The organism is Moraxella ovis (assembly GCF_900453105.1).
GTDB lineage: Bacteria > Pseudomonadota > Gammaproteobacteria > Pseudomonadales > Moraxellaceae > Moraxella > Moraxella ovis.
In genome coordinates this window covers 1,186,138-1,205,592 of sequence record NZ_UGPW01000001.1, presented here as the reverse complement: position 1 = coordinate 1,205,592, position 19,455 = coordinate 1,186,138, and the positions used below count along the sequence as shown (strand labels likewise).

Annotated in this window: 18 protein-coding genes, 1 other RNA gene and 1 pseudogene; 12 read left to right on the top strand and 8 right to left on the bottom strand. The window is 45.1% G+C overall.

Going from position 1 to position 19,455, the window contains the following annotated elements; genetic code table 11:
• Positions 1 to 28 precede the first annotated feature (28 nt).
• Both cydD and DYD54_RS05775 read left to right on the top strand, forming a co-directional pair.
• Positions 29 to 1,858, top strand: a complete 1,830-nt coding sequence (cydD, locus tag DYD54_RS05780) for a thiol reductant ABC exporter subunit CydD (protein WP_084260631.1) — start codon at positions 29 to 31, stop codon at positions 1,856 to 1,858.
• The gene (locus DYD54_RS05775) at positions 1,855 to 3,615 is read left to right on the top strand and encodes an amino acid ABC transporter ATP-binding/permease protein (RefSeq protein ID WP_084260630.1); all 1,761 of its coding nucleotides are present in this window, start codon (positions 1,855 to 1,857) and stop codon (positions 3,613 to 3,615) included. The genes cydD and DYD54_RS05775 overlap by 4 nt, the downstream gene beginning before the upstream one ends.
• A gap of 50 nt (positions 3,616 to 3,665) precedes the next feature.
• On the opposite strand, the gene DYD54_RS05770 is transcribed toward DYD54_RS05775, so the two are convergent.
• From DYD54_RS05770 to DYD54_RS05750, 5 genes are all read right to left on the bottom strand, one after another.
• Positions 3,666 to 4,448: a hypothetical protein gene (locus DYD54_RS05770; RefSeq protein ID WP_063514120.1), complete on the bottom strand. Its 783-nt coding sequence runs from the start codon at positions 4,446 to 4,448 to the stop codon at positions 3,666 to 3,668.
• 227 nt (positions 4,449 to 4,675) lie between these two features.
• On the bottom strand, positions 4,676 to 5,047 hold the full coding sequence (locus tag DYD54_RS11575) for a nuclear transport factor 2 family protein (RefSeq protein WP_218563645.1): 372 nt from the start codon (positions 5,045 to 5,047) through the stop codon (positions 4,676 to 4,678).
• Between the two features lie 302 nt (positions 5,048 to 5,349).
• On the bottom strand, positions 5,350 to 5,550 hold the full coding sequence (locus DYD54_RS05760) for a tautomerase family protein (RefSeq protein WP_063514119.1): 201 nt from the start codon (positions 5,548 to 5,550) through the stop codon (positions 5,350 to 5,352).
• A gap of 136 nt (positions 5,551 to 5,686) precedes the next feature.
• Positions 5,687 to 7,681: a BCCT family transporter gene (locus DYD54_RS05755; protein WP_063514118.1), complete on the bottom strand. Its 1,995-nt coding sequence runs from the start codon at positions 7,679 to 7,681 to the stop codon at positions 5,687 to 5,689.
• Between the two features lie 397 nt (positions 7,682 to 8,078).
• The gene (locus DYD54_RS05750; RefSeq protein ID WP_063514117.1) at positions 8,079 to 8,504 is read right to left on the bottom strand and encodes a hypothetical protein; all 426 of its coding nucleotides are present in this window, start codon (positions 8,502 to 8,504) and stop codon (positions 8,079 to 8,081) included.
• A 261-nt stretch (positions 8,505 to 8,765) separates the two neighbouring features.
• Between DYD54_RS05750 and DYD54_RS11905 the strand changes: the two are divergent.
• From DYD54_RS11905 to DYD54_RS05740, 3 genes and pseudogenes are all read left to right on the top strand, one after another.
• Positions 8,766 to 8,933 (top strand): annotated as a pseudogene (locus tag DYD54_RS11905) (hypothetical protein); the annotation flags it as partial.
• Positions 8,934 to 9,010: 77 nt separating this feature from the next.
• Positions 9,011 to 9,631, top strand: a complete 621-nt coding sequence (locus DYD54_RS05745) for a hypothetical protein (RefSeq protein ID WP_063514116.1) — start codon at positions 9,011 to 9,013, stop codon at positions 9,629 to 9,631.
• A 41-nt stretch (positions 9,632 to 9,672) separates the two neighbouring features.
• Complete coding sequence (locus tag DYD54_RS05740; RefSeq protein ID WP_063514115.1) at positions 9,673 to 10,044, top strand: winged helix-turn-helix transcriptional regulator; 372 nt, start codon at positions 9,673 to 9,675, stop codon at positions 10,042 to 10,044.
• 165 nt (positions 10,045 to 10,209) lie between these two features.
• On the opposite strand, the gene DYD54_RS05735 is transcribed toward DYD54_RS05740, so the two are convergent.
• Positions 10,210 to 10,563: a hypothetical protein gene (locus DYD54_RS05735; RefSeq protein WP_063514114.1), complete on the bottom strand. Its 354-nt coding sequence runs from the start codon at positions 10,561 to 10,563 to the stop codon at positions 10,210 to 10,212.
• A gap of 225 nt (positions 10,564 to 10,788) precedes the next feature.
• Between DYD54_RS05735 and DYD54_RS05730 the strand changes: the two genes are divergently transcribed.
• From DYD54_RS05730 to rpiA, 7 genes are all read left to right on the top strand, one after another.
• Positions 10,789 to 11,436 carry an alpha/beta hydrolase gene (locus DYD54_RS05730; RefSeq protein ID WP_063514113.1) on the top strand — a complete coding sequence of 216 codons (648 nt, stop codon included), beginning with the start codon at positions 10,789 to 10,791 and terminating at the stop codon, positions 11,434 to 11,436.
• Between the two features lie 8 nt (positions 11,437 to 11,444).
• Positions 11,445 to 12,548: a cell division protein ZapE gene (zapE, locus tag DYD54_RS05725; RefSeq protein WP_063514112.1), complete on the top strand. Its 1,104-nt coding sequence runs from the start codon at positions 11,445 to 11,447 to the stop codon at positions 12,546 to 12,548.
• An 11-nt stretch (positions 12,549 to 12,559) separates the two neighbouring features.
• A complete protein-coding gene (locus tag DYD54_RS05720; protein ID WP_063514985.1) occupies positions 12,560 to 13,138 on the top strand; it encodes a nitroreductase family protein in 579 nt (192 codons plus the stop codon).
• 49 nt (positions 13,139 to 13,187) lie between these two features.
• Positions 13,188 to 14,513, top strand: coding sequence for an NAD(P)H-dependent glycerol-3-phosphate dehydrogenase (locus DYD54_RS05715; protein WP_063514111.1), 1,326 nt, complete (start codon positions 13,188 to 13,190; stop codon positions 14,511 to 14,513).
• The gene (locus DYD54_RS05710) at positions 14,510 to 15,013 is read left to right on the top strand and encodes a SixA phosphatase family protein (RefSeq protein WP_063514110.1); all 504 of its coding nucleotides are present in this window, start codon (positions 14,510 to 14,512) and stop codon (positions 15,011 to 15,013) included. The genes DYD54_RS05715 and DYD54_RS05710 overlap by 4 nt, the downstream gene beginning before the upstream one ends.
• A gap of 63 nt (positions 15,014 to 15,076) precedes the next feature.
• Positions 15,077 to 15,173, top strand: an RNA gene (gene ffs, locus DYD54_RS05705) — signal recognition particle sRNA small type.
• Between the two features lie 125 nt (positions 15,174 to 15,298).
• The gene (rpiA, locus tag DYD54_RS05700) at positions 15,299 to 15,964 is read left to right on the top strand and encodes a ribose-5-phosphate isomerase RpiA (RefSeq protein WP_063514109.1); all 666 of its coding nucleotides are present in this window, start codon (positions 15,299 to 15,301) and stop codon (positions 15,962 to 15,964) included.
• Positions 15,965 to 16,247: 283 nt separating this feature from the next.
• Here rpiA and DYD54_RS05695 read toward each other — a convergent pair whose 3' ends face one another.
• Together DYD54_RS05695 and DYD54_RS05690 are read right to left on the bottom strand one after the other, a co-directional pair.
• Positions 16,248 to 17,624, bottom strand: coding sequence for an MFS transporter (locus DYD54_RS05695; RefSeq protein ID WP_063514984.1), 1,377 nt, complete (start codon positions 17,622 to 17,624; stop codon positions 16,248 to 16,250).
• A 147-nt stretch (positions 17,625 to 17,771) separates the two neighbouring features.
• Complete coding sequence (locus DYD54_RS05690) at positions 17,772 to 19,418, bottom strand: phospholipase D family protein (protein WP_063514108.1); 1,647 nt, start codon at positions 19,416 to 19,418, stop codon at positions 17,772 to 17,774.
• Positions 19,419 to 19,455 lie beyond the last annotated feature (37 nt).

Below are 19,455 nucleotides of genomic sequence, written 5' to 3'. Positions count from 1 at the left end.
AACGCTAAATTTTAACAATAATAATACCATGACCGAGCCAATCACTCCGACCGTATCGCCCACGGCACCACCCAACGCAGGGCAATCAATACCGCCACAATCTTCAAAACCAAAACGCAAAAAACCCAGACGTTCCCAAGAAGACATCACGGCGAATGCATTTTTGAAGGCGACTTTTAAACCGGTCAAAAAAAGCATGATGATGGCGTATTTGCTTGACATTGTCAGTGTGTTGGTGCTGGTAGGGCAGGCGTGTGTGCTCGTGTGGCTCTTTGATGGGTGGCTGACGAGCTTTGTGCAGGGCGTGCCACTACCTGATCGGGTGACAGGTAGTGGTTTGTGGTTGAATTTGGCTTTATTGTTTGGGTGTATGGCAGGGCGTATTGGCATCGGTTATGCCAGAGATCATCTATTAAGTGATGCAGGTCTAAAAGTAGCAAGCTCAGTACGTGCCAAGCTGCTGGGTAAATTAGGCGAGCTTGGGCAGGCGAGACGTTATTTTGGCGCAGATGGCGCGTTGTCGACAAAGGTAATTGATGAGCCTGATCATCTGATTGGCTATGCTCGGTTTAATGTTCAAAAAATGACTGCCGTGACCACCCCTTTGATTTTGGCGGGATGTGTGGCGTTTTATAGCCCCATGGCGGCGGTGATTTTGCTGGTGACGGCGCCGCTTGTGCCGATTTTTATGGCGATTATTGGCATCGCCACCACTCGCAAGAGCCGTGAGCAGATGGATGCCTTGGCACAGCTTGGCGGGCGATTCTTAGACTGGATTCGTGGGGTGAATACCTTGTCACGACTCGGAGCGGTGGACATTGCCGTATCAGACATCGCCAATAGTTCAGAAGATTACCGCAAGCGCACGATGGATGTGCTTAAGATCGCGTTTTTAAACAGTGCGGTCTTAGAGTTCTTATCAGCGTTATCGATAGCGTTGGTGGCGGTGTATCTGGGCTTTGGCTTGATGGGGATTTTACCATGGGCGAAAGGGCAGCTACTGACAACCTATAGCACGGCATTATTTATCCTACTACTCGCGCCTGAGCTCTATGCGCCACTTCGTCGTCTGGGGGCGGAATATCACGTTAAAGGGCAAGCAACGGCATCTGCCAAATCGATCGCTCCAATGCTTGGTTTTAAGACCAAGGCTTTGGGTGACATTGCCATGACATTAAAGAGCCCGCCTGCCTTTGAACTTAAGAACATTACGGCATTTGGCGATGATGGACGTGTGCGTCTCTCACCCACGAGCTTGACATTTGGTGCGGGTGAACGTACCGCGGTGATGGGCGAGAGCGGCGCGGGTAAGTCAACACTGCTGCATATTTTGCTTGGCTTTGGTGACTTTGAGGGCGATGTTATCGTCCATGCTGATGGTAAATTGATGCGTTATGCTGATCTTGATGTATCAAGACTACGCGCTGATATCGGCTATCTGTCTCAGACCGTGCCGCTGCTACCGATGTCGATCGCGGATAATTTACGCCTTGCTAAGCCGTCTGCCAGCGATGATGAGCTCGTCCAAGTTCTCAAAGATGTCGCTCTGTGGGATATTGTCAATCAGTTGCCAAATGGCATAAACACTATGCTTGCTGAGCGTGGCGGCGGACTATCAGGTGGTCAAGGTCACCGATTGGCGATTGCTCAGCTACTGCTCCAAGATGCTAAAGTCTGGCTGCTTGACGAGCCGACTGAGCATTTAGATCCTGAGACGGCGTCGATGATTTGGGCGTTATTGGCCAGATTAAGTGCCGGTAAGACCGTAATCTGGGTAACGCATGACAAGGCGCAGGTTGCTGCTGATAATTTTGAAAAAGTTTATGATCTTGGTAAACAGCAAGGCGGTGCAGCATGAATGGACAAGGCAGACAAGACGTGCAAGAACTTTTGGACAAACAAGCTGGTCACCTCAATCAGACCAACATCAGCAAGCGACCTTTTCGTCTGATTGAACTGTTCGCCAGTCAAAAGATGCCGTGGTTCATCGCGTGGGTATTGGGCATTGCAACCGTGCTTTCGGTGCTAGGGCTGGTCATACTGGCAGGGTGGTTTATCACCATGGCAAGTGTGGCGGGGATTATTGCTCTAGGCAGTCATGCCTTTAACTACCTGATGCCATCTGCCATCATTCGTGGCTTTGCCATCGTGCGAACCTTTGCCCGTTATGGCGATCTAATGGTGTCGCATCATGCGGTATTTGGACTGTTAAAGGATCTTCGGGTTCGATTTTTTTCGCATTGGGCGAGATTGCCCTTATCGGCACGCATGAACAACAATGCGATGACGCGCAGCAGTGGCGAGACGATGCAGCGTCTGGTCGGAGACATTGATGTCTTGGATGAATTCCCGTTGCGCGTGGTGTCGCCGCTCATCGTGGCAAGCGTGGCTGTCATCGTGTTGTCGCTGTTGGTGCTAATAAGCTTACCTTCGGCTGTCATGACGGTAGTATGTATGGCATTATCGTTGGTGCTTGCCATCATGACTTTGCTCCGCGGCATTACACTTGCTAAAACAGAGAATAAGCTCATTGTCGAACGTAAAAATACCCTACTAAACACACTACCAGCATTGACTTCGCTACTGACATGGGGCAGATGGAGTGATGCGGTAACGCAGATGAACGCCCTTGATGCCAAGCATTCAACGCATACCGCTAATGTGCTGCGTCTAAAAAGACGCACCCAAGCACTCATTCAGCTGATCATCGCCTTAGCTGTGGTGGCGTTATTGGCAGTGGCAGGGCAGTATTTTGAGCAGAATGCGATTGTTCCATTTCGTGTAGAGACGTTAAACAGCTATGCCGATCTAAATCCTGCCATCATCCTTGCCTTAACTCTGGGAGTGTTCGGACTCATGGAAATCATCTCTGCACTGGTTGGTGAGCCATTGGCATACGGCAGAAGCGTCAATGCCAAAGAGCGCATTAACGAGTTGATGATGGTCAATGCCAATGAGCCTAAGCAGACATTAACCGGTAGTCCCACCATCACACTAACTGATGTCTCGGTGAAAATGCCAACAGCGGTCATGGTGGCGACAGGCATCAATGCCACGCTAACCCATCATGCGCCCACTCTCATCATCGGGACATCGGGGGCGGGCAAGTCCACCTTGCTGGCTACGCTAGCAGGTGAGATACCGTTAGTCGGTGGGCGGATACAGATTAATGGCGTTGATTATCAGAGTGTGGACTTTGGTCGCTCGCTGGGATTCTTAGGGCAGAGTGTGGATATCTTTGATCAGAGTCTGGCGGATAATTTACGTCTTGGTAAGCCTGCGGCGAGTGATGATGAGTTGTGGGCGGTACTGGATAAAGTAGGGCTGTCTGACTGGGCAAAATCTCAGCCCAAGGGGCTAGATACCCCACTGGGTGAGTACGGCATGGCAATATCAGGCGGTCAAGGTCGCCGCGTGGCGTTGGCTCGCCTACTGCTGTCGCCAAAAAGCATCTTATTGCTTGATGAGCCTTTTGCAGGGCTAGACTCTGCCACTCGTCTAAGAGTGTGGCAGAGTCTAACTGACATGCAACAACAAGGCGACATAGGCGTACTTGCCATCGCCACTCATCAGCTATGGGATGGAATGAATGCTGACATACTGCGTGTCGGCTAATAATCAAAAAATAAAAATCCCCAAATCGGGGATTTTTATTTTTATTGGGTTTATTTTTTGGATGGTTTATTTGGGTTATCTTTTTCGGTGATGACAGGGCTATTCTGATCGCCCAAGCTTAGAATCTCACCAAAATTAGGCTTAGCACGTAAGATAAGCTGTTCTTTGGCTAGAATGCCTTGATTGATTTGCACTTTTTTGATGATGTTCATGATTTGCTCGCTGTTTTTTAGCCAGCGCCCAATCTCAAGATAGATCACGTTGCCTTTATGCTCGGTGAAAGGAACGCCTTTGATTTTGATCTTATTCAAGATAAAAGGCAGGGGGTCTTTTTTAAGTAGCGTGCGATAGGTATTGACCGCAAATTTTGCCAAAGGCGCTTGCCACCATGATTTGCTGTGCAGCTCCAACACGTCTGTATCGCTGATCTGTCGTAATACGACACGCTGAGTGTGGCGATCAAGCTGTAGATGCACCAATTCAAAGTTAGTCGCCACACTGGCAAAAATCCCGTTAAAATTCACCGTCGTTGACAAACGTAGCCAGCCCTCATGAATCTCAAGCTTCAGATCGTGAACCATGCCGACTTTCTTAACGACATAAGTATATAGCGCATCATTAATCTGCGACTGCATGACGGGCACCTGAATCTCATCAATCAGATTGCTCGTTGCGGCGGCATAGCTGTGCTTGATGCTGCCAAGTGTCTGCTGCCAAGTCACGAACAGATCTTCTGCCAGTCGATCACTGTCTAATCCGCTAATTTGGGCGAAATTCTCTAATAATCCTTGGGGCTTATCCTGTGGCTCTTTACTGTGTGAATGCGTTGTCATGTCAATAATAAGTTAAAATTTCATCCATTGTAACAAATTTCGCCATGTTTTCGCAAAATTTTTTTGGGCAATTAAGTGTTGGGTTGTTAAATATTAACATAGATTATCATCCATGATTAGTGTACCACGATTCACGGTTGTCTCCGGCACGGCTTGAATGGTGTCTCAATGCTCCAATCAAAACGGAAAATCTCCACCACCGATTCACCAATGTCATTATCATCAAGCTAGCCATGCACGTGCAACACCACCAAATCGCCTTCGGCAATCACACGATGAACGGTTGCTTTTGACTGTGGGTGCTCTTTTAAAAATGGCTCAAATGTGTCCACAAATGCCTGACCTCCATCCGCCACCGTTGGGTTGGGTTGCAGGTAGGTTTTGCCTACATATTTAGCTGTGGCTTCGGCGACTTTGTGCTGATTGAACGCCATTTCATAAAAGGTAAGGGCGTTGGCTTTATTGCGCTCGGCTTTACTCTGTTCGGTTTGGGTCTGAACAACCTTGCCTGGAACGGATTTGGTGATTGTGTTTGGCTGAGTGCTGTGAGCAACTTGGCAACCTGTCAAAGCGGTGATTGCTAGTACGGTTGATAACAAAATGGCTTTTATAAATTAACTTCGATTGGGTTGGTTTGTGTTGATGAGCGTATTATAGGGAGTAAATTTATTTTCATACTTACAGTTTTGTAAGTATGAAAATAATTTAAAAAAGTTTTTAAGTTATTGATTTTTAATGTTTTTTAAATAAAACCAATATTGGGTGCGTCATATGCATCGATAAAATCAGCTTAGTAAATGGTGCGTGGTACGCACCTTACGATTTAATAAATTCACAACCCCTTGATTTTAAAATAAAAAACCGCTTGATTGCTCAAACGGTTTGGTTTCGATACGACAGCTTATTTACCGTCTCTAATGTCCTGCAAGGTCTTGCCACCAAAACCCAAAGCGTTTGGTGGGGTAATGTCAATATATACCATGACATCAGCAGGGTTTTTGTCCAATACACGAGCGATGGTATCGGTAAATTCTTCAACAACTTGGCGTAACCGCTCTTCGCTTGGCTCTGGGGTTGAGATTTTTAGATTAACATAAGGCATGATTTACCCCGTTTTTTTGGGGTGAAATTGGGGCATTATAAAGCATAAATAAACTTTTGATAAGTACTAACATTTTTGTAAGTATGAAATTATTTTAAAATAAAACCGTTTGATTGCTCAAACGGTTTTTAGCCCATCAACGCAAACTATGCAAAAAGTGCATGTGGCGATGATATTGGCTGACGATGTCATTAATGACTCCTTCGGTGCTCCAGCCCATGATGTCATAGTCCTGACCGCCTTCGCCTAGATGTACTTCGGCACGGTAGTAGGTCTGAGTGTCATTGGCATCTTCGGCTGAGTCTTCATCGTCATCGCTATTGACGAATCCAGGCTGTGCATGGCTCGATACACGAACCTTATAGACGAAATCAATCTCATCGCCATGGTTGGTCAGTAGCACGACGCTGCCACGTTTTTCGTTGAGAACACGCACATCCACGCCCAGCTCACGAAGCTCTGCTGCGACATCTTCGCAGGCTTTTTTGACTGTGGTATCGATGAATTGACTCACCGCCTGACGGCTTGGGAAATTCATGATTACATGCAGTCGCTCGCGCCACGCGCCACTACCTTGGGCAGGTAGGGGAACGCTTAGATTTTGTTGTAGAATTTCTTGCTTTTGGGCGTCCACGTTCAGCGCCTTTAGCAGTCCATACATCGCAATCATCAGCACGGTAACGAAGGGTAATCCACTGGCGATCGCCATGGTCTGCAATGCACTCAGTCCACCTGCTAATAGTAGCGCAATGGCCATCACGCCTGCACCAATCGACCAAAACAGACGATAACGTACGCCTTTACTGCCTTTGCCATGTGAGCACAGCATGTCCATAACGAGCGCACCCGAATCAGCAGACGTGATGAAGAATACGACAATCATCAGCAGCGCCACATAGCTAAATATGCCTGACATGGGCAGCTGTTCTAAGAAAGCAAATAGTGATAAAGATACGTCTTGATTGATGACTTCGCCAAGCATGGTATTGCCTTGGTTTAGAATCATGTCAATGGCAGAGTTGCCAAACACCGTCATCCACAGGAAGGTAAAGCCAGCTGGCACGAATAGCACACCAAATACAAACTCTCGAATGGTACGACCACGAGACACACGAGCGATAAACAGACCAACGAATGGCGCCCAGCTTAACCACCAGCCCCAGTATAAGATGGTCCAACCACCGAACCAATCGGTCTTGTCATAGGCGTATAGATTAAAGGTCATGCTGACAATGCTCGAGATGTACGAACCGACGTTCTGAACATAGGCCTGCAATAGGAACACTGTAGAGCCTGCCAATAGCACGAATAGCATGAGTATCACGGCCAGACCCAGGTTTAGCTCAGAGAGCAACTTTACACCCTTATCCAGTCCTGACATCACAGAGATGGATGCCAACGCACAGATACTGGCGATCAGCACTACTTGACTTGTCGTCCCCACGGGGATGAATGGGAATAGATGATTAAGTCCCGTATTGACCTGCAATGCACCATAACCAAGTGACGTCGCCAGACCAAATAGCGTCCCCACCACCGCGAACACATCAACTGCATGACCGATAGGGCCGTAGATCTTATCTCCGATCAGCGGATACAGTGCCGAGCGCAGAGTAAGTGGTAGGTTATGACGATAAGCAAAAAACGCCAAAATCAAAGCAACAACAGCATATACCGCCCATGCATGTAATCCCCAATGGAAAAAGGTCAAACGCATGGCCTGACGTGCCGCACTGATCGTACTACCATCACCGTGTGGCGGCGTCAAGAAGTGCATGACCGGTTCTGCCACACCAAAGAACATCAGACCAATACCCATACCAGCTGAGAACAGCATGGCGAACCATGATAGATTGCTGTAGTCTGGTTGTGAGTGATCGGGACCTAGCTTGATATTACCCAATCGAGATAATCCCAAATAGACACTAAACAGCAATATCAACGCCACTGTCAGCACATAGTACCAACTGGCATTATCAACGATGGCGGACTGCACCGCCTTAAATGTCGCATCCGCCAAATCTGGCACCAAGATTGCGAATAGGCTGATGAATGCAATTAATCCCGCTGATGTCAAGAACACCGCGGGATTTAAACCATGTTTGTGTTTTTTGGGTACGGGCGTACTCATAGACACTCCTTCAATTCTGATGAATGGCAGTGCGATAAAATATGAATAAGCCAAGGTTACTATCCATATTTTATGACACCAAAAATAACAAATCCTGCAAAATTAGCATTGCCGCACAATGCGCATCTGCAAATAAAATCGTTAATATTCAAGGGATTGTAACATATTTGACCCAAAAAATAAAATTTGCGTTGGATTGTTGCGGATTTTACAGGGCATGACACCACCAATTTTGGTGGCAAATTTAGCCTGTTACTAGGTGATGGCACAGCCAAATTTTATGCTAATTTAAGCGATATCATGAATGGATGGTTTTGGTTTTTTGGATTGTTTCTAATGTGTTGTGCGTTTATAAACCAAAAGAAAAACCGCTTGAATATTCAAACGGCTTTTACTTTTACAAATTCTCAATCCTATCTTTTATCCCCCAATACACGCCCAACGCCAGCACCGCACACACGCCCATCACTACCGCAGTTGCCACAAAAATATCGCCAATCCCCACCAAGGGCGACACCACCACCCCTAAGAAAAACGGAGCAAAGCCAAGCAGAGCGGAAGCCGACCCTGCATTTTGCCTTTCGCTATTCATTGCCAGTGCCGATATGGCAGGCAACACCAGCCCTATCAAAAACAGCTGACCGACAGCCAAACCTGGCATGGCGGTTGTAAGCGTTAATTGTGTCATGGACGTGGACGTGGCAAAAAAGTCGGCAAGCTGTGGCAGGCTTGGCAAATACAAATCCATCACAAACGGACCAAAGGCGGATAAAACACCAAGTAATAACAGTAAAAACAACTCTGAATTTTTGGGCGATGACATCATTCTTCCAAGTGAATGTAAAACCGTGCATTATAGGGTAAATGGTTGTTTATGGGTAGTACTTACTTATTTGTAAGTATGGGAAAGGAGTGCAAAAATTTGGTAAGTTGTTTGTGATAAGGTGGTTTTAAATGGCATGTACTAATTTTTGGTAAGTTTTCATTAAACCATTGATTTGGAATTTTACCAAATCCTTAATCTTGGAAAATTTTTATGTCAAATCCCGTCAAACATCATTTTATGCCATAATTTTATTTAAGAAATTGGCAGAATCAAGAAGGTAGGATTTATTGCTTTCGCAAGCAAAGCGATAGATTTGATTTAGTTGCCCCAAAAAATTTAGCAAATCAAAATAACTTATATAAATTTGATAGCGAAATTGAAAGCGTATTCATCACACCTTTATTGATAGCTAATTTAGTCCTTTAATTAATAAAGCAAGAGATTATCCACTTGAAAGCCTTACAAGAAATGAAAAAATAAAAATTATACAGTTTATTTTATTATTGCATTTAAGAAATCCAATAGAAATTAAGAAACTAAAATCATATCAAGATGAATCATTTTTAAAGAATGAAATTTTTAATCAATTAGAAGATGATATTGGTAAGGATGATTTTTTTGAATTTGAACAAGGATATTTAAGCGGTTTAGTTACTATGGCTGGACTTGCAATGAAAGAGATTGGATTTTGCGAAGAGGATTTAGAAAAAATAAAAAAACATAAGAATCTATTTGCTTTTTTATATAAAATTAGCTTACAAAATCAGAAATCTTGGTCAAATGAAATTATTAAAAAATATAAAGAAAGGGAAATTTTTATTAAAGAGTATAAATTTAACGAACCTGTACTAATAATATCAAATGTTCCAGTTTATTTTGGCAAACCTGAAGGTTTTATAACGATTATTTTTAATGTCAGTCCATGTAAATCCTATATAATTACTAAAAGCAGAAAAATTATTACAAATCTGGATGATAAAGAAGAGTCTAATATTATATTATTCTTCAATTGTCATCACTTTTGTCATAAAAACATTTCAGAAATATATATGCACGAAAGCCAAAAAGACAATTGTGCAATATTTTTGGAGGAGTTGAAAAATGATAAAAAACAAGATTTTTAAGCTTTCAAACCAGAATGTTTAATTTAATAAAAGGTAAACCCATGCAACACCACGATGATGACCGAGGCAAAGTTCTTGCCAAAGACTGCCCAAGCCGTGCGATTTTAAACCACCTAACGAGCCGTTGGGGAATTTTGGTGCTGGTTGTGTTACAATCAGGCACGAAACGATTTAGCGAGATACGCCGCGAGATAGAAGGCGTGTCCGAGCGTATGCTGTCTGAGACCCTAAAACAGCTAGAATCAGACGGTATGCTCATTCGCAAGTCCTTTGACACCGTTCCGCCCCATGTAGAATATACCTTGACCGACTGGGGAAAACAGGCAAGCGACAAAGTGGCGGATTTGGTGGAGTGGCTTGAAGTCAATTTGAATGATATTTTGGCAAGTCAAAACCCACCAAAAACAGCATGATAAATAAGCCATCAATTTGTTGGATTGCGCAAATACAGAGTCTTTGATCGCAATGCATCTCGACTAAATTAAAAAACGCAAGATAAAAGCTTGCGTTTTTTTGTGCAGCGATTTGTATTAGAGTTTAATCACGCTGTTTTGTAGTTGGCTTAGATTGGTTTGGACTCACTGGCATTTAAAGCTGATGTTGTACTCATAATCATCATCGCGGCTAAGCCCAGGTGCCGCAGTACCAAAAATCGCACCGACCACGTTGATGCCTTGTTCGATGACACGGCCCGTGCGCTCATCCATGACACCATTATAGGTGGTGCTGTCTTTAACGATAACAGGGGTGCGTATGCCACATTGCTTTTTGGCGGCGTTTAGGGCGTTTTCTTGGGCGATGAGTTTGGTTTTGCCAAGTCCTGTCGTCTCGAAAGTCGCGTCTCCACGGGCGATGACCGGCGATGTGCTTTGGGTGCTGGCACAAGCACTTAATAATATAGCTGCTGATGCGATAAGAGCTAATTTTTTCATGGGTTTTCCTTATGGGTAATAATGGAGTAATCTCAAATACCATGAGATTGGCTCGATTATACTTAATATTCATGGCAGACCTTGTAATAAATTTGTGAATAAGATTACCCAGCCTTAGCAATCATTGCGGTATTTATCAAAAAATGCACAGAATCCACACAACTCATTTATCAAAAAATTGTGTTATAATGCAGAATTTAAGTAAATTTTTATTAAATTTTTATCATGAAAAACGAAATCACGCTTATAAATGCACCTCATGGCGTACTCGAAGTCGATGCGATTTGGCAGGATGGGGACAGACAGCCTTCTGACATGCTTGCGCTTATTTGTCATCCCAACCCATTAGATGGCGGTACGATGAATAATAAAGTGGTAAGTACCATGTACAGGTTCTGCCGTGATGCGGGCATGGATGTGGTGCGTTTTAACTATCGCGGGGTGGGGCGCTCGACAGGTGTTTCAGAGTATGGCGATGGCGAGTTTGTCGATGCTCAGACGGTGTTGGCTTGGGCATTGACGAAGACTGGGGCCAGACGATTGTGGATGGGCGGGTTTAGCTTTGGCGGCTTTGTGGCATGTCGCATGGCGGATCTGATTCATAAATCATCAGTATTTGATGATGTTAGCCTTGATAACCTTGCATTGATCGCACCTTCCATCGTTCGTAACGATGCCAGTCAGTTGTCCATCGAAGCCAATAATACTTTTGTTATCTATGGCGATAAGGATGGGTTGGTTGCGCCTAGTCTGCTGCAGCAATTTGCCAACGAACGAGGATTTGATAGCACTGTGATGCCAGACGTTGGGCATCTTTTTCATGGTAAGCTCACTGATTTAAAGAATGCCTTAGCGGCACATACCAAGATTTAAGGATAGTTATGACCATTCAGACTCCGTTAGAGCGTTATCGAGCGGCACTTGCAACAGGGAATTTTAGTGAAGATCAGGTACAGCTACAGGCGATGACTTATCTTGACAATCTGCATCACGAAATTGTGCGTGCAGATGAGAATAACAAGCAAGGATTTTTTGCCAGCCTGTTCAAATCAAAACCAATACCACCAAAGGGTTTATACATGTGGGGCGGGGTTGGCCGTGGTAAGACGTGGATGATGGACATGTTCTATGAGAGCCTACCCATCAAGCGTAAGATGCGCATGCATTTTCACCACTTTATGCAGCTTGTACAGTCCGAGCTGGTCAAGCTTCAAGGTCAATCTGATCCGCTTCAAAAAGTTGCCAACATCATCCACGAAGAGGCGATCGTTATTTGTTTTGATGAGTTTTTTGTGTCGAATGTGTCTGATGCGATGATCTTGGGTGATTTATTTACCATGCTGTTCGAGCGTGGCATTACCCTAGTTGCGACATCGAACATTGAGCCGGCAGGCCTGTATAAGAACGGCATTCATCGTAATCGATTCTTGCCAGCCATCGAGCAGGTCGAAAAAAACACCACCGTGATGAACATTGATATTGGTATTGATTACCGCTTACGTTTATTAAAACAAGCCAAGCTATACACTTATCCTCTGTCAGATGATACCAAAGGCTGGCTGTCAGAGCGTTTTGATACTTTGGCGGCAGGGCAGACGGTGACAGATGCGCCAATCACCATTGCAGGTCGTGAGATTGCCATCATCAAACGTACAGAAACCATGCTGCTTGCTGATTTTCGCGCCCTATGTATGCAACCACGTTCAGCGGCGGATTTTATCGAGATTGCCAATGATTTTGATACAGTGATGGTCGATAACGTGCCTGCATTGAACGATACTTTGATGGATCCTGTGCGCCGCTTTATTTACTTGGTCGATGAGTTCTATGACCGCCGTGTGAAGCTGCTGGTGCGTGCCGAACAGTCGATATTGGAGCTGTATCAAGGTGAGAAGCTTGCCTTTGAGATTGAGCGTACGCGTTCTCGCCTGCTTGAGATGCAGTCTGAGGATTATCTTGCTGAAGAGCATCGAGTAGAAAGATGATGAGAATTGCCATGAATAACCAAAACAACACCGTATTAACCACCATACATCAGCGTCGCAGCATCGGTAAGCTTGTTCTACCCGTACCAAACGATGACGAGCTTGCTGCCGCATTGCAAGCTGCTTTTGCTGCGCCTGATCATAAGCAGCTAAAGCCTTGGAAATTTACCGTGCTTACTGGACGGGCTTTGATTGAGTTTGGCAGAGTGCTATTACAAGCAGAAGAAGTAAACGCGCCAGCTGATGCCCTTGATGACACCGCACGCCAAAAGCTACTAAACATGCCAATGCGCGCGCCAATGATTATCACGGTGGCGACTGACGTCAAAGAACACGAAAAAGTCCCACCATTTGAGCAGTTATTGAGTGCAGGTGCCGCCATTCAGAACCTACTGCTTGCACTAGAATCATTGGGCTATCACACGGTGTGGCGTACAGGGCCACTTTGTAATGAACCATTAGTAAAAGCGCATTTTGATGTGGCGGATAAAGACACGATTTGTGGGTTTGTTTATGTTGGCTCAAGCGACGTACAGATGCCTGTGCGTGAGAGCATTGACATCAATGACTTTGTGAGCTTTCGCGATTAATTCATGTTTATCATATTAATGGATCATAACAATCATCAAAGGGCTTGCCATGAAATTACCCAAAGCGATTAACAATCCAAAAGTAAAAAAAATCGTCGATGCTGCAAGCAGTAGCATTGATGAAGCGGTGCATGCCATCAAAGATTCCGGCATAGAGAACGCGCCCATCATCTCGAACATCGCTGAATTTGCAGGCTTAAAAAAGAAAAAAATGGACCCTTCTAAGCTTGGCATTGATGAATCAAACACTCAAGATGGCGCGCCGCTGAGATTGGTGTTCTTGGGCGGTGGCAGCTTTGGTACGGCCATGTCAAACATGGCAGCGCGTAATGGCTGTGATACAACCCTTTGGGTGCGCGATAAAGCCACTGTCAAAGCGATGAAAAAAAACCGCATTAACAAAAAATACCTGCCTAATCATAAGCTCGATGAGAATCTTAAATTCAGCCATGACCTAAAATCAGCGGTTGAGGACAAAGACATCATCTTTGTGGCTGTGCCAAGCTCGGCGTTTAGAGAGATGCTACATCAGATCAAGCCATACATCACGCATCAGGCAGTCATCTCACTGACTAAAGGCATGGAGAAATACACCTTCGCCATGATGAGTGACATTATCACTGATGTACTGCCACAGGTGAATTTTGGTGTGGTGAGCGGACCCAACCTTGCACTTGAGATCATGGATAATATGCCATCTGCCACCGTGATCGCCAGTGATTCTGAAGCGCTTCGTATGGCAGTGCAAGAAGCGTTACACAGTGCATTTTTTAGAGTATTTGCCTCTGATGATGTCAAAGGGGTGGAGCTTGGTGGCGCCTTGAAGAACATCTATGCCATCGCCATGGGCATGGCAGCGGCTTATGATGTAGGGGATAACACTAAGGCGATGCTATTGACGCGCGCCTTGGCGGAGATGAGTCGGTTTGGTGCGGCGGTAGGCGCCAATCCTTTGACCTTCTTGGGTTTATCAGGTGTCGGGGATTTATACGCCACTTGTAATTCAGTGCTTAGTCGCAACTATCGCATTGGCAACATGCTTGGCAAGGGCATCAGCCTTGATAACGCCATCAAAAAACTAGGACAGACAGCCGAAGGGGTAAATACCATCCTTCAAGTCAATGAGCGCGCCAAAGAGCTGGGCATCTACATGCCCATCACTCATGCGCTGCATGCTGTGCTATATGAAGATAAAGCACCGCTTGGTATCGCTTTAAATCTCATGGAGGCTGGATTTAGAAGTGATGTTGAATTCGTCATGCCGCACGATGAGAGTAACGCGCGCCTTAGTGAAGAATTCGATGAAGTGCTAAAGGCAAGTAAAGACGCCAAGTCCGCTAAGGTTGATAATGACAATGATGGAGAGCCAACATGAAGCTAATCTTTGTAAGGCATGGTCAAGCAGGGCCATATTGTGCTGATGATGCTAGTCGCGATTTGACAGATTTTGGCAGACAGCAAGCTCATGAGACGGCAGATTTTTTGGTAAATTACAGCAAAGAATCGCCCGTTAATGTGATCATTGCCAGTCCATATAACCGCGCTAATCAGACCGCAACGATTATCCTTGAGTCATTGGTGGATGCAGAACAGAATCCTGCCTTTATCACCATCAGCAGCATCACGCCGGATGATGATCCAAACATCGGACTTGATGATATTGACTGCGCCATCCGTCATAAGTTTGGCATGGAGACCGATGAGCTTACGGTAATCATCGTTTGTCATATGCCGATCGTTGCACGCATGGCGGCGATTTTAGATGGGTTGTCACCTAGTGGCTTTGAGCTGGCTGAATGCCGCGTGTTTGGCACCGAAGTCATAGCCCCCGAACTTGCTAAGCAGATTGCCCAATTCATCCCAATACAGCCTTGATCAGCGCAACGTAAAAATATACTTGCAAATTATGATTTTTTAAGTATAATATGGGCTTGGCTTCATCGGTAGCTTCGCAACTGTGTACTATGAACCCCGCCAGGACCGGAAGGTAGCAACGGTAGTAGATACAAAGTGTGCCGAAGATGTGCTGATGAAGTCATTTTTTTGCCTAAATTTCATATAAGTATATGATTTTATTCATTATTTTAATGAATGCTATCATTTTTGATGTAATTATCGTAAAATAATATTTCCTCAATAAACATTAGTCATAGGTGCATCATGACCACAGTCGATCCAAAACTCACCCAAAAACAAGCCGCTGCCAAAGCCGCCTTAAGCTACATCGAAGATGGCATGATTTTAGGTGTTGGCACGGGCAGCACGGTGAATTGCTTGATTGAGTTATTGGCAGATGTTCGACTAAAAGGCGCAGTATCATCATCTAAAGTCACCGAAGATAAGCTTCGCGCTTTAGGCATTGAGATTTTTGATCTAAACACTGTGGGTGAGCTTGATCTGTATATCGATGGTGCAGATGAGATTGATGCGCAGGGCAACATGATCAAAGGCGGTGGCGGTGCGCTTACACGCGAAAAAATTGTCGCAGCAGCTTCCAAGTCTTTTGTGTGCATGGTTGATGATTCTAAGGTCGTGCAAAAGCTTGGCAAATTCCCAGTTGCAATAGAAGTCTTGCCACAGGCGCGATCATACGTTGCCAGAGAGCTGGTCAAGTTAGGCGGTGATCCGGTCTATCGTGAAGGATTTGTTACCGATTATGGCAATGTGATTTTGGACACTTATGATTTGGACATCAGTAACCCTGACGAATTTGAAAAGACGCTAAATAACATCGTTGGCGTGGTCTGTAATGGCATCTTTGCAGCGCAGTCAGCGAACATCATGCTAAAGGCAGGCGACGAAGGCGTGGATACCGTACGGTTTTAATATCAGGTAAGACATGCATCAAAAACCCGTCATTGGCGGGTTTTATAATATGTGATATTTTATTAATAACCACATCACCCAATGTTTAAAAAGCAAATGAAAGACAACGCATTTGATAAGTTAAAGCAGCTGTTAAGAAATAGCACCCATCTGATCATATCAATCATGACAGCAGCATTGGTCTATGTGCTGATCTCCGATGTGAGATTTTTGCGTCGTTTCATTCCGTCTATTCAGTGGGAGACGATTTATCTTTTGACTTGGGATGCGTTTCTAATTAACGCTAACGACTCAGATCCCTGTTCGAGCGGGGAATGTAATACACAAAGAAGCTAATAAATATTGCCAAAAGTCCAATCAACGTAAGATATACGGCAGGGGCGAACGAAAAATAGAAACTGGCATAACCCAGCGCAAATGGTAAAACACCACCCACCAAGGAATGCACCAGATTATAAGACAGGCCAATGCCAGTTAGGCGGATCTTGGTTGGGAACAATCTGGTCAGCACCGAAGGAAGAGCGCCAATCAGACCGCTGGCAAAGCCAAGTGAGGCGAAGCATGCCAATATTAACTCACCACCAGCACGCAGATGATAAAAGAAGAGCAGTGCTTGGCTGATAAGAAACATGCCACCAAACAAAAGTACGCGCCCAGCGTTCATTTTATCCACCAAGAACCCAAAGAAAACCGCGCCGAACATCATAAAGATCAATCCGATGACACTACCAAAATAAATGTCATCCATAGAAATACGAAAGTTACTGACAATAAGTGGGGTAAGTAGCATCGGGATGAAGATAGATAAGCTAGCGATGATCCATGAGACCAAAATCGCAGCACCAAACCCAAAGCTGTTATATTTGAATAAGGATTTGATGGTTTCAAGCTTAGTGGGCTTATGAAGGGCTGTAGAGCTGGCTTGATTATTCGTGATGGGTTCATTCTCAAGGCTGATGCCATCGATGCACGAATCAAGCTCTTTGTTAGGCGTTGATAGTGACTTGAATATGGGCGTCTCATCAAACTGTCGCACTAATAAGGTCGCTGATAGGCTAATAATACCGCCAATCACGAACAAAATGCGCCAACCATAGCTCAACATCTGATCGGAGCTTAAGGTGTTTTCCACAAAATTCACCAATCCCATCAGTGCTAATAAGAACAGCATACAGGTTGCGCAAATGATGCCACACCCAAGCCCTAGGTTCTTGCTAGGTAGGTGTTCTGTGGCAAAAACCCATGATGCAGGCACAATACTACCAATCGCAAACCCTTGAAAGAATCTGGCGGTAATAAGCGCAAGCGATGCAAATATCCAAAGATATGAATAAGTGGGGAGCAGTGCAATGGCAAACGTAAAGATGGTCGCGCCGAATAGTCCTGTAATTAGTACGATCCGCCTGCCTTGGGTGTCCCCCAATCTGCCAAGCATGACTCCACCAATGGGTTTAGCAAGGTAACCTGCACCAAATAGCGTGAACAGGTGCAATTGACTCACCCAGAATTCAGAAATCTTACCAAAAAACACTTTGGATAATAAATCGGACAAGTAAATAAATAAGGCAAAATCAAAAAAAGCAATGCCTGCGCATAAGCTTGCAATGCCGATGATGTGATAATGTTTTGAGGTTAGAAGTTCAGTTGTGTGAGTGTGCATAATTAAAACCATCTTTGGGATGCGCCCGTTGAATAATTGGGCGAACATCTATACAAATTGTATCTTAATTTTTACAAAAATAATACCAAAATTTCAATTAATTACACCAAATGATGCCACTGGATCCAAAATAGTATTGCCAATCTTTTATAACAACCAATCAATCGGCATCGTTCCCATGATGGCAACGCCAGCCCGATCTTTTAGGTTCATGTTCGGTTCGCTCTTATGAATGAAGTATTCCCCATCCTCTAACGTGTGCCATTCTAAGGTGTTTTGTTTGGTCAAGACGACCTTGTAGGCTTGATTGAGTAGGCGTTGATTGCGCAGGGCATTGTGCAACTGCTCTGCCAGACTCTCATCGTAGATTATCACGCCAAGCTCGGTATTAAAGTTGGCAGAACGTGGATCGATGTTATAAGAGCCAATAAAAACTTGCTCATGATCCACAGCGAACGCTTTGGCGTGAAGGCTGGTAGTGGTGATTTGTTTGGTGCGCCAAAATTTATTGTCGTCCTGTTTGTCATTGACAGCGGTGGATTTAAGTTCGTACAGGTCAACACCAGCGCTTAGCAGGTCATGACGCCAATGCCCATAGCCTGCGTGCACCGCGCCGACGTCGGTTGCGTCGAATGAATTGGTTAATATGCTGATTTTTACGCCGCTTTTGGCAAGGTGTTTCAATGTACGAACGCCATTTCTGGTCGGCACAAAGTAGGATGAGATGATGCTGAGCCGCTGATTAGGTCGGCCCAATCTTTCTTGTAATAAACCCACCAAATGCGCATCCAGATCAGCGGTCTTGGTAAGTTTACCAGCATCATCTGCCAAGAATTCAATCTTCGCCCAGCGAAATGGCACACGCTTATTCAACAGATCTTCGCTGATCGTAGATGTCTCCACAGCACGGCGATACGTTCTTAGGGCATGAGCTTGCTGACCCATGGCGGCATAATTATTCTGTAAGATGGCGGCATCTATCACATCCGTAATGGTCTTGCCTGATGGTTTGACGATGGTTTCGATGTCATAGCTTGATGCCGCCGCCCAATACTCCTCAAAGCTTGTGGTAATGTCATCCACCACAGGTCCGATCAGTAGAACATCCATGTCAGCAAAGTTGTTATTTTTGGCGTTATTTAGGTATTCATCGCCAATGTTGCGCCCGCCAATGATACTAAGCTGATTATCAAAGGTCATGCTCTTATTGTGCATGCGGCGATTGATGCGAGTAGGGCTGGTTAGGTAATTCACCGTGCGAAACTTGCGATACACCATAGGGTTGGCAAGGCGCACCGCAACGTTGGGATGCTTAGCAAAGGCAAGCAACAGCTCATCAAGCTTAGGCGAGCTGTTAAAGTCATCGAGCAAAAGGCGCACCATCACGCCACGCTCTGCAGCTTCCCATAGGTCTTTAACCATTATCTGTCCAGCTTCATCATTATGCCAGATGTAATATTGGATATCGATGGTCTTGGTTGCCATGTCTGATAGGATGCTGCGCGATGCAAAGGCATTAGCACCAGTGGCGATGGGATAATATCCTGATAGATAGGGGTTATCTTGGCGTTGTTCATCAATGACATCACCAAGCCGCAAATCTGACCCAGATACTGCGACAGGCACTCTTTGGGTCTGAATCTGTTGTGCATGGGCGAGTTGTGATTTTTGAGTGATGGCAAGGCTTTTATCAAGGTGTGCCACGTTCGGCAAAGATTGGCACGCACTAAGCAATGCTGCACACAGCCCAATCGCAATCAAACGAGTATAAGACGCATGAAGTGCGTTAATCATGACAGACCTCACCATCACCAAAAGACAAAAAATCGCC

Bases quoted from the DNA above. Each gene is read 5' to 3' on its own strand.
- cydD (WP_084260631.1), top strand. From the start codon at position 29: ATGACCGAGCCAATCACTCCGACCGTATCGCCCACGGCACCACCCAAC.
- DYD54_RS05775 (WP_084260630.1), top strand. From the start codon at position 1,855: ATGAATGGACAAGGCAGACAAGACGTGCAAGAACTTTTGGACAAACAA.
- DYD54_RS05770 (WP_063514120.1), bottom strand. From the start codon at position 4,448: ATGACAACGCATTCACACAGTAAAGAGCCACAGGATAAGCCCCAAGGA.
- DYD54_RS05760 (WP_063514119.1), bottom strand. From the start codon at position 5,550: ATGCCTTATGTTAATCTAAAAATCTCAACCCCAGAGCCAAGCGAAGAG.
- DYD54_RS05755 (WP_063514118.1), bottom strand. From the start codon at position 7,681: ATGAGTACGCCCGTACCCAAAAAACACAAACATGGTTTAAATCCCGCG.
- DYD54_RS05750 (WP_063514117.1), bottom strand. From the start codon at position 8,504: ATGTCATCGCCCAAAAATTCAGAGTTGTTTTTACTGTTATTACTTGGT.
- DYD54_RS05740 (WP_063514115.1), top strand. From the start codon at position 9,673: ATGCAACACCACGATGATGACCGAGGCAAAGTTCTTGCCAAAGACTGC.
- DYD54_RS05735 (WP_063514114.1), bottom strand. From the start codon at position 10,563: ATGAAAAAATTAGCTCTTATCGCATCAGCAGCTATATTATTAAGTGCT.
- DYD54_RS05730 (WP_063514113.1), top strand. From the start codon at position 10,789: ATGAAAAACGAAATCACGCTTATAAATGCACCTCATGGCGTACTCGAA.
- zapE (WP_063514112.1), top strand. From the start codon at position 11,445: ATGACCATTCAGACTCCGTTAGAGCGTTATCGAGCGGCACTTGCAACA.
- DYD54_RS05720 (WP_063514985.1), top strand. From the start codon at position 12,560: ATGAATAACCAAAACAACACCGTATTAACCACCATACATCAGCGTCGC.
- DYD54_RS05715 (WP_063514111.1), top strand. From the start codon at position 13,188: ATGAAATTACCCAAAGCGATTAACAATCCAAAAGTAAAAAAAATCGTC.
- DYD54_RS05710 (WP_063514110.1), top strand. From the start codon at position 14,510: ATGAAGCTAATCTTTGTAAGGCATGGTCAAGCAGGGCCATATTGTGCT.
- rpiA (WP_063514109.1), top strand. From the start codon at position 15,299: ATGACCACAGTCGATCCAAAACTCACCCAAAAACAAGCCGCTGCCAAA.
- DYD54_RS05695 (WP_063514984.1), bottom strand. From the start codon at position 17,624: ATGCACACTCACACAACTGAACTTCTAACCTCAAAACATTATCACATC.
- DYD54_RS05690 (WP_063514108.1), bottom strand. From the start codon at position 19,418: ATGATTAACGCACTTCATGCGTCTTATACTCGTTTGATTGCGATTGGG.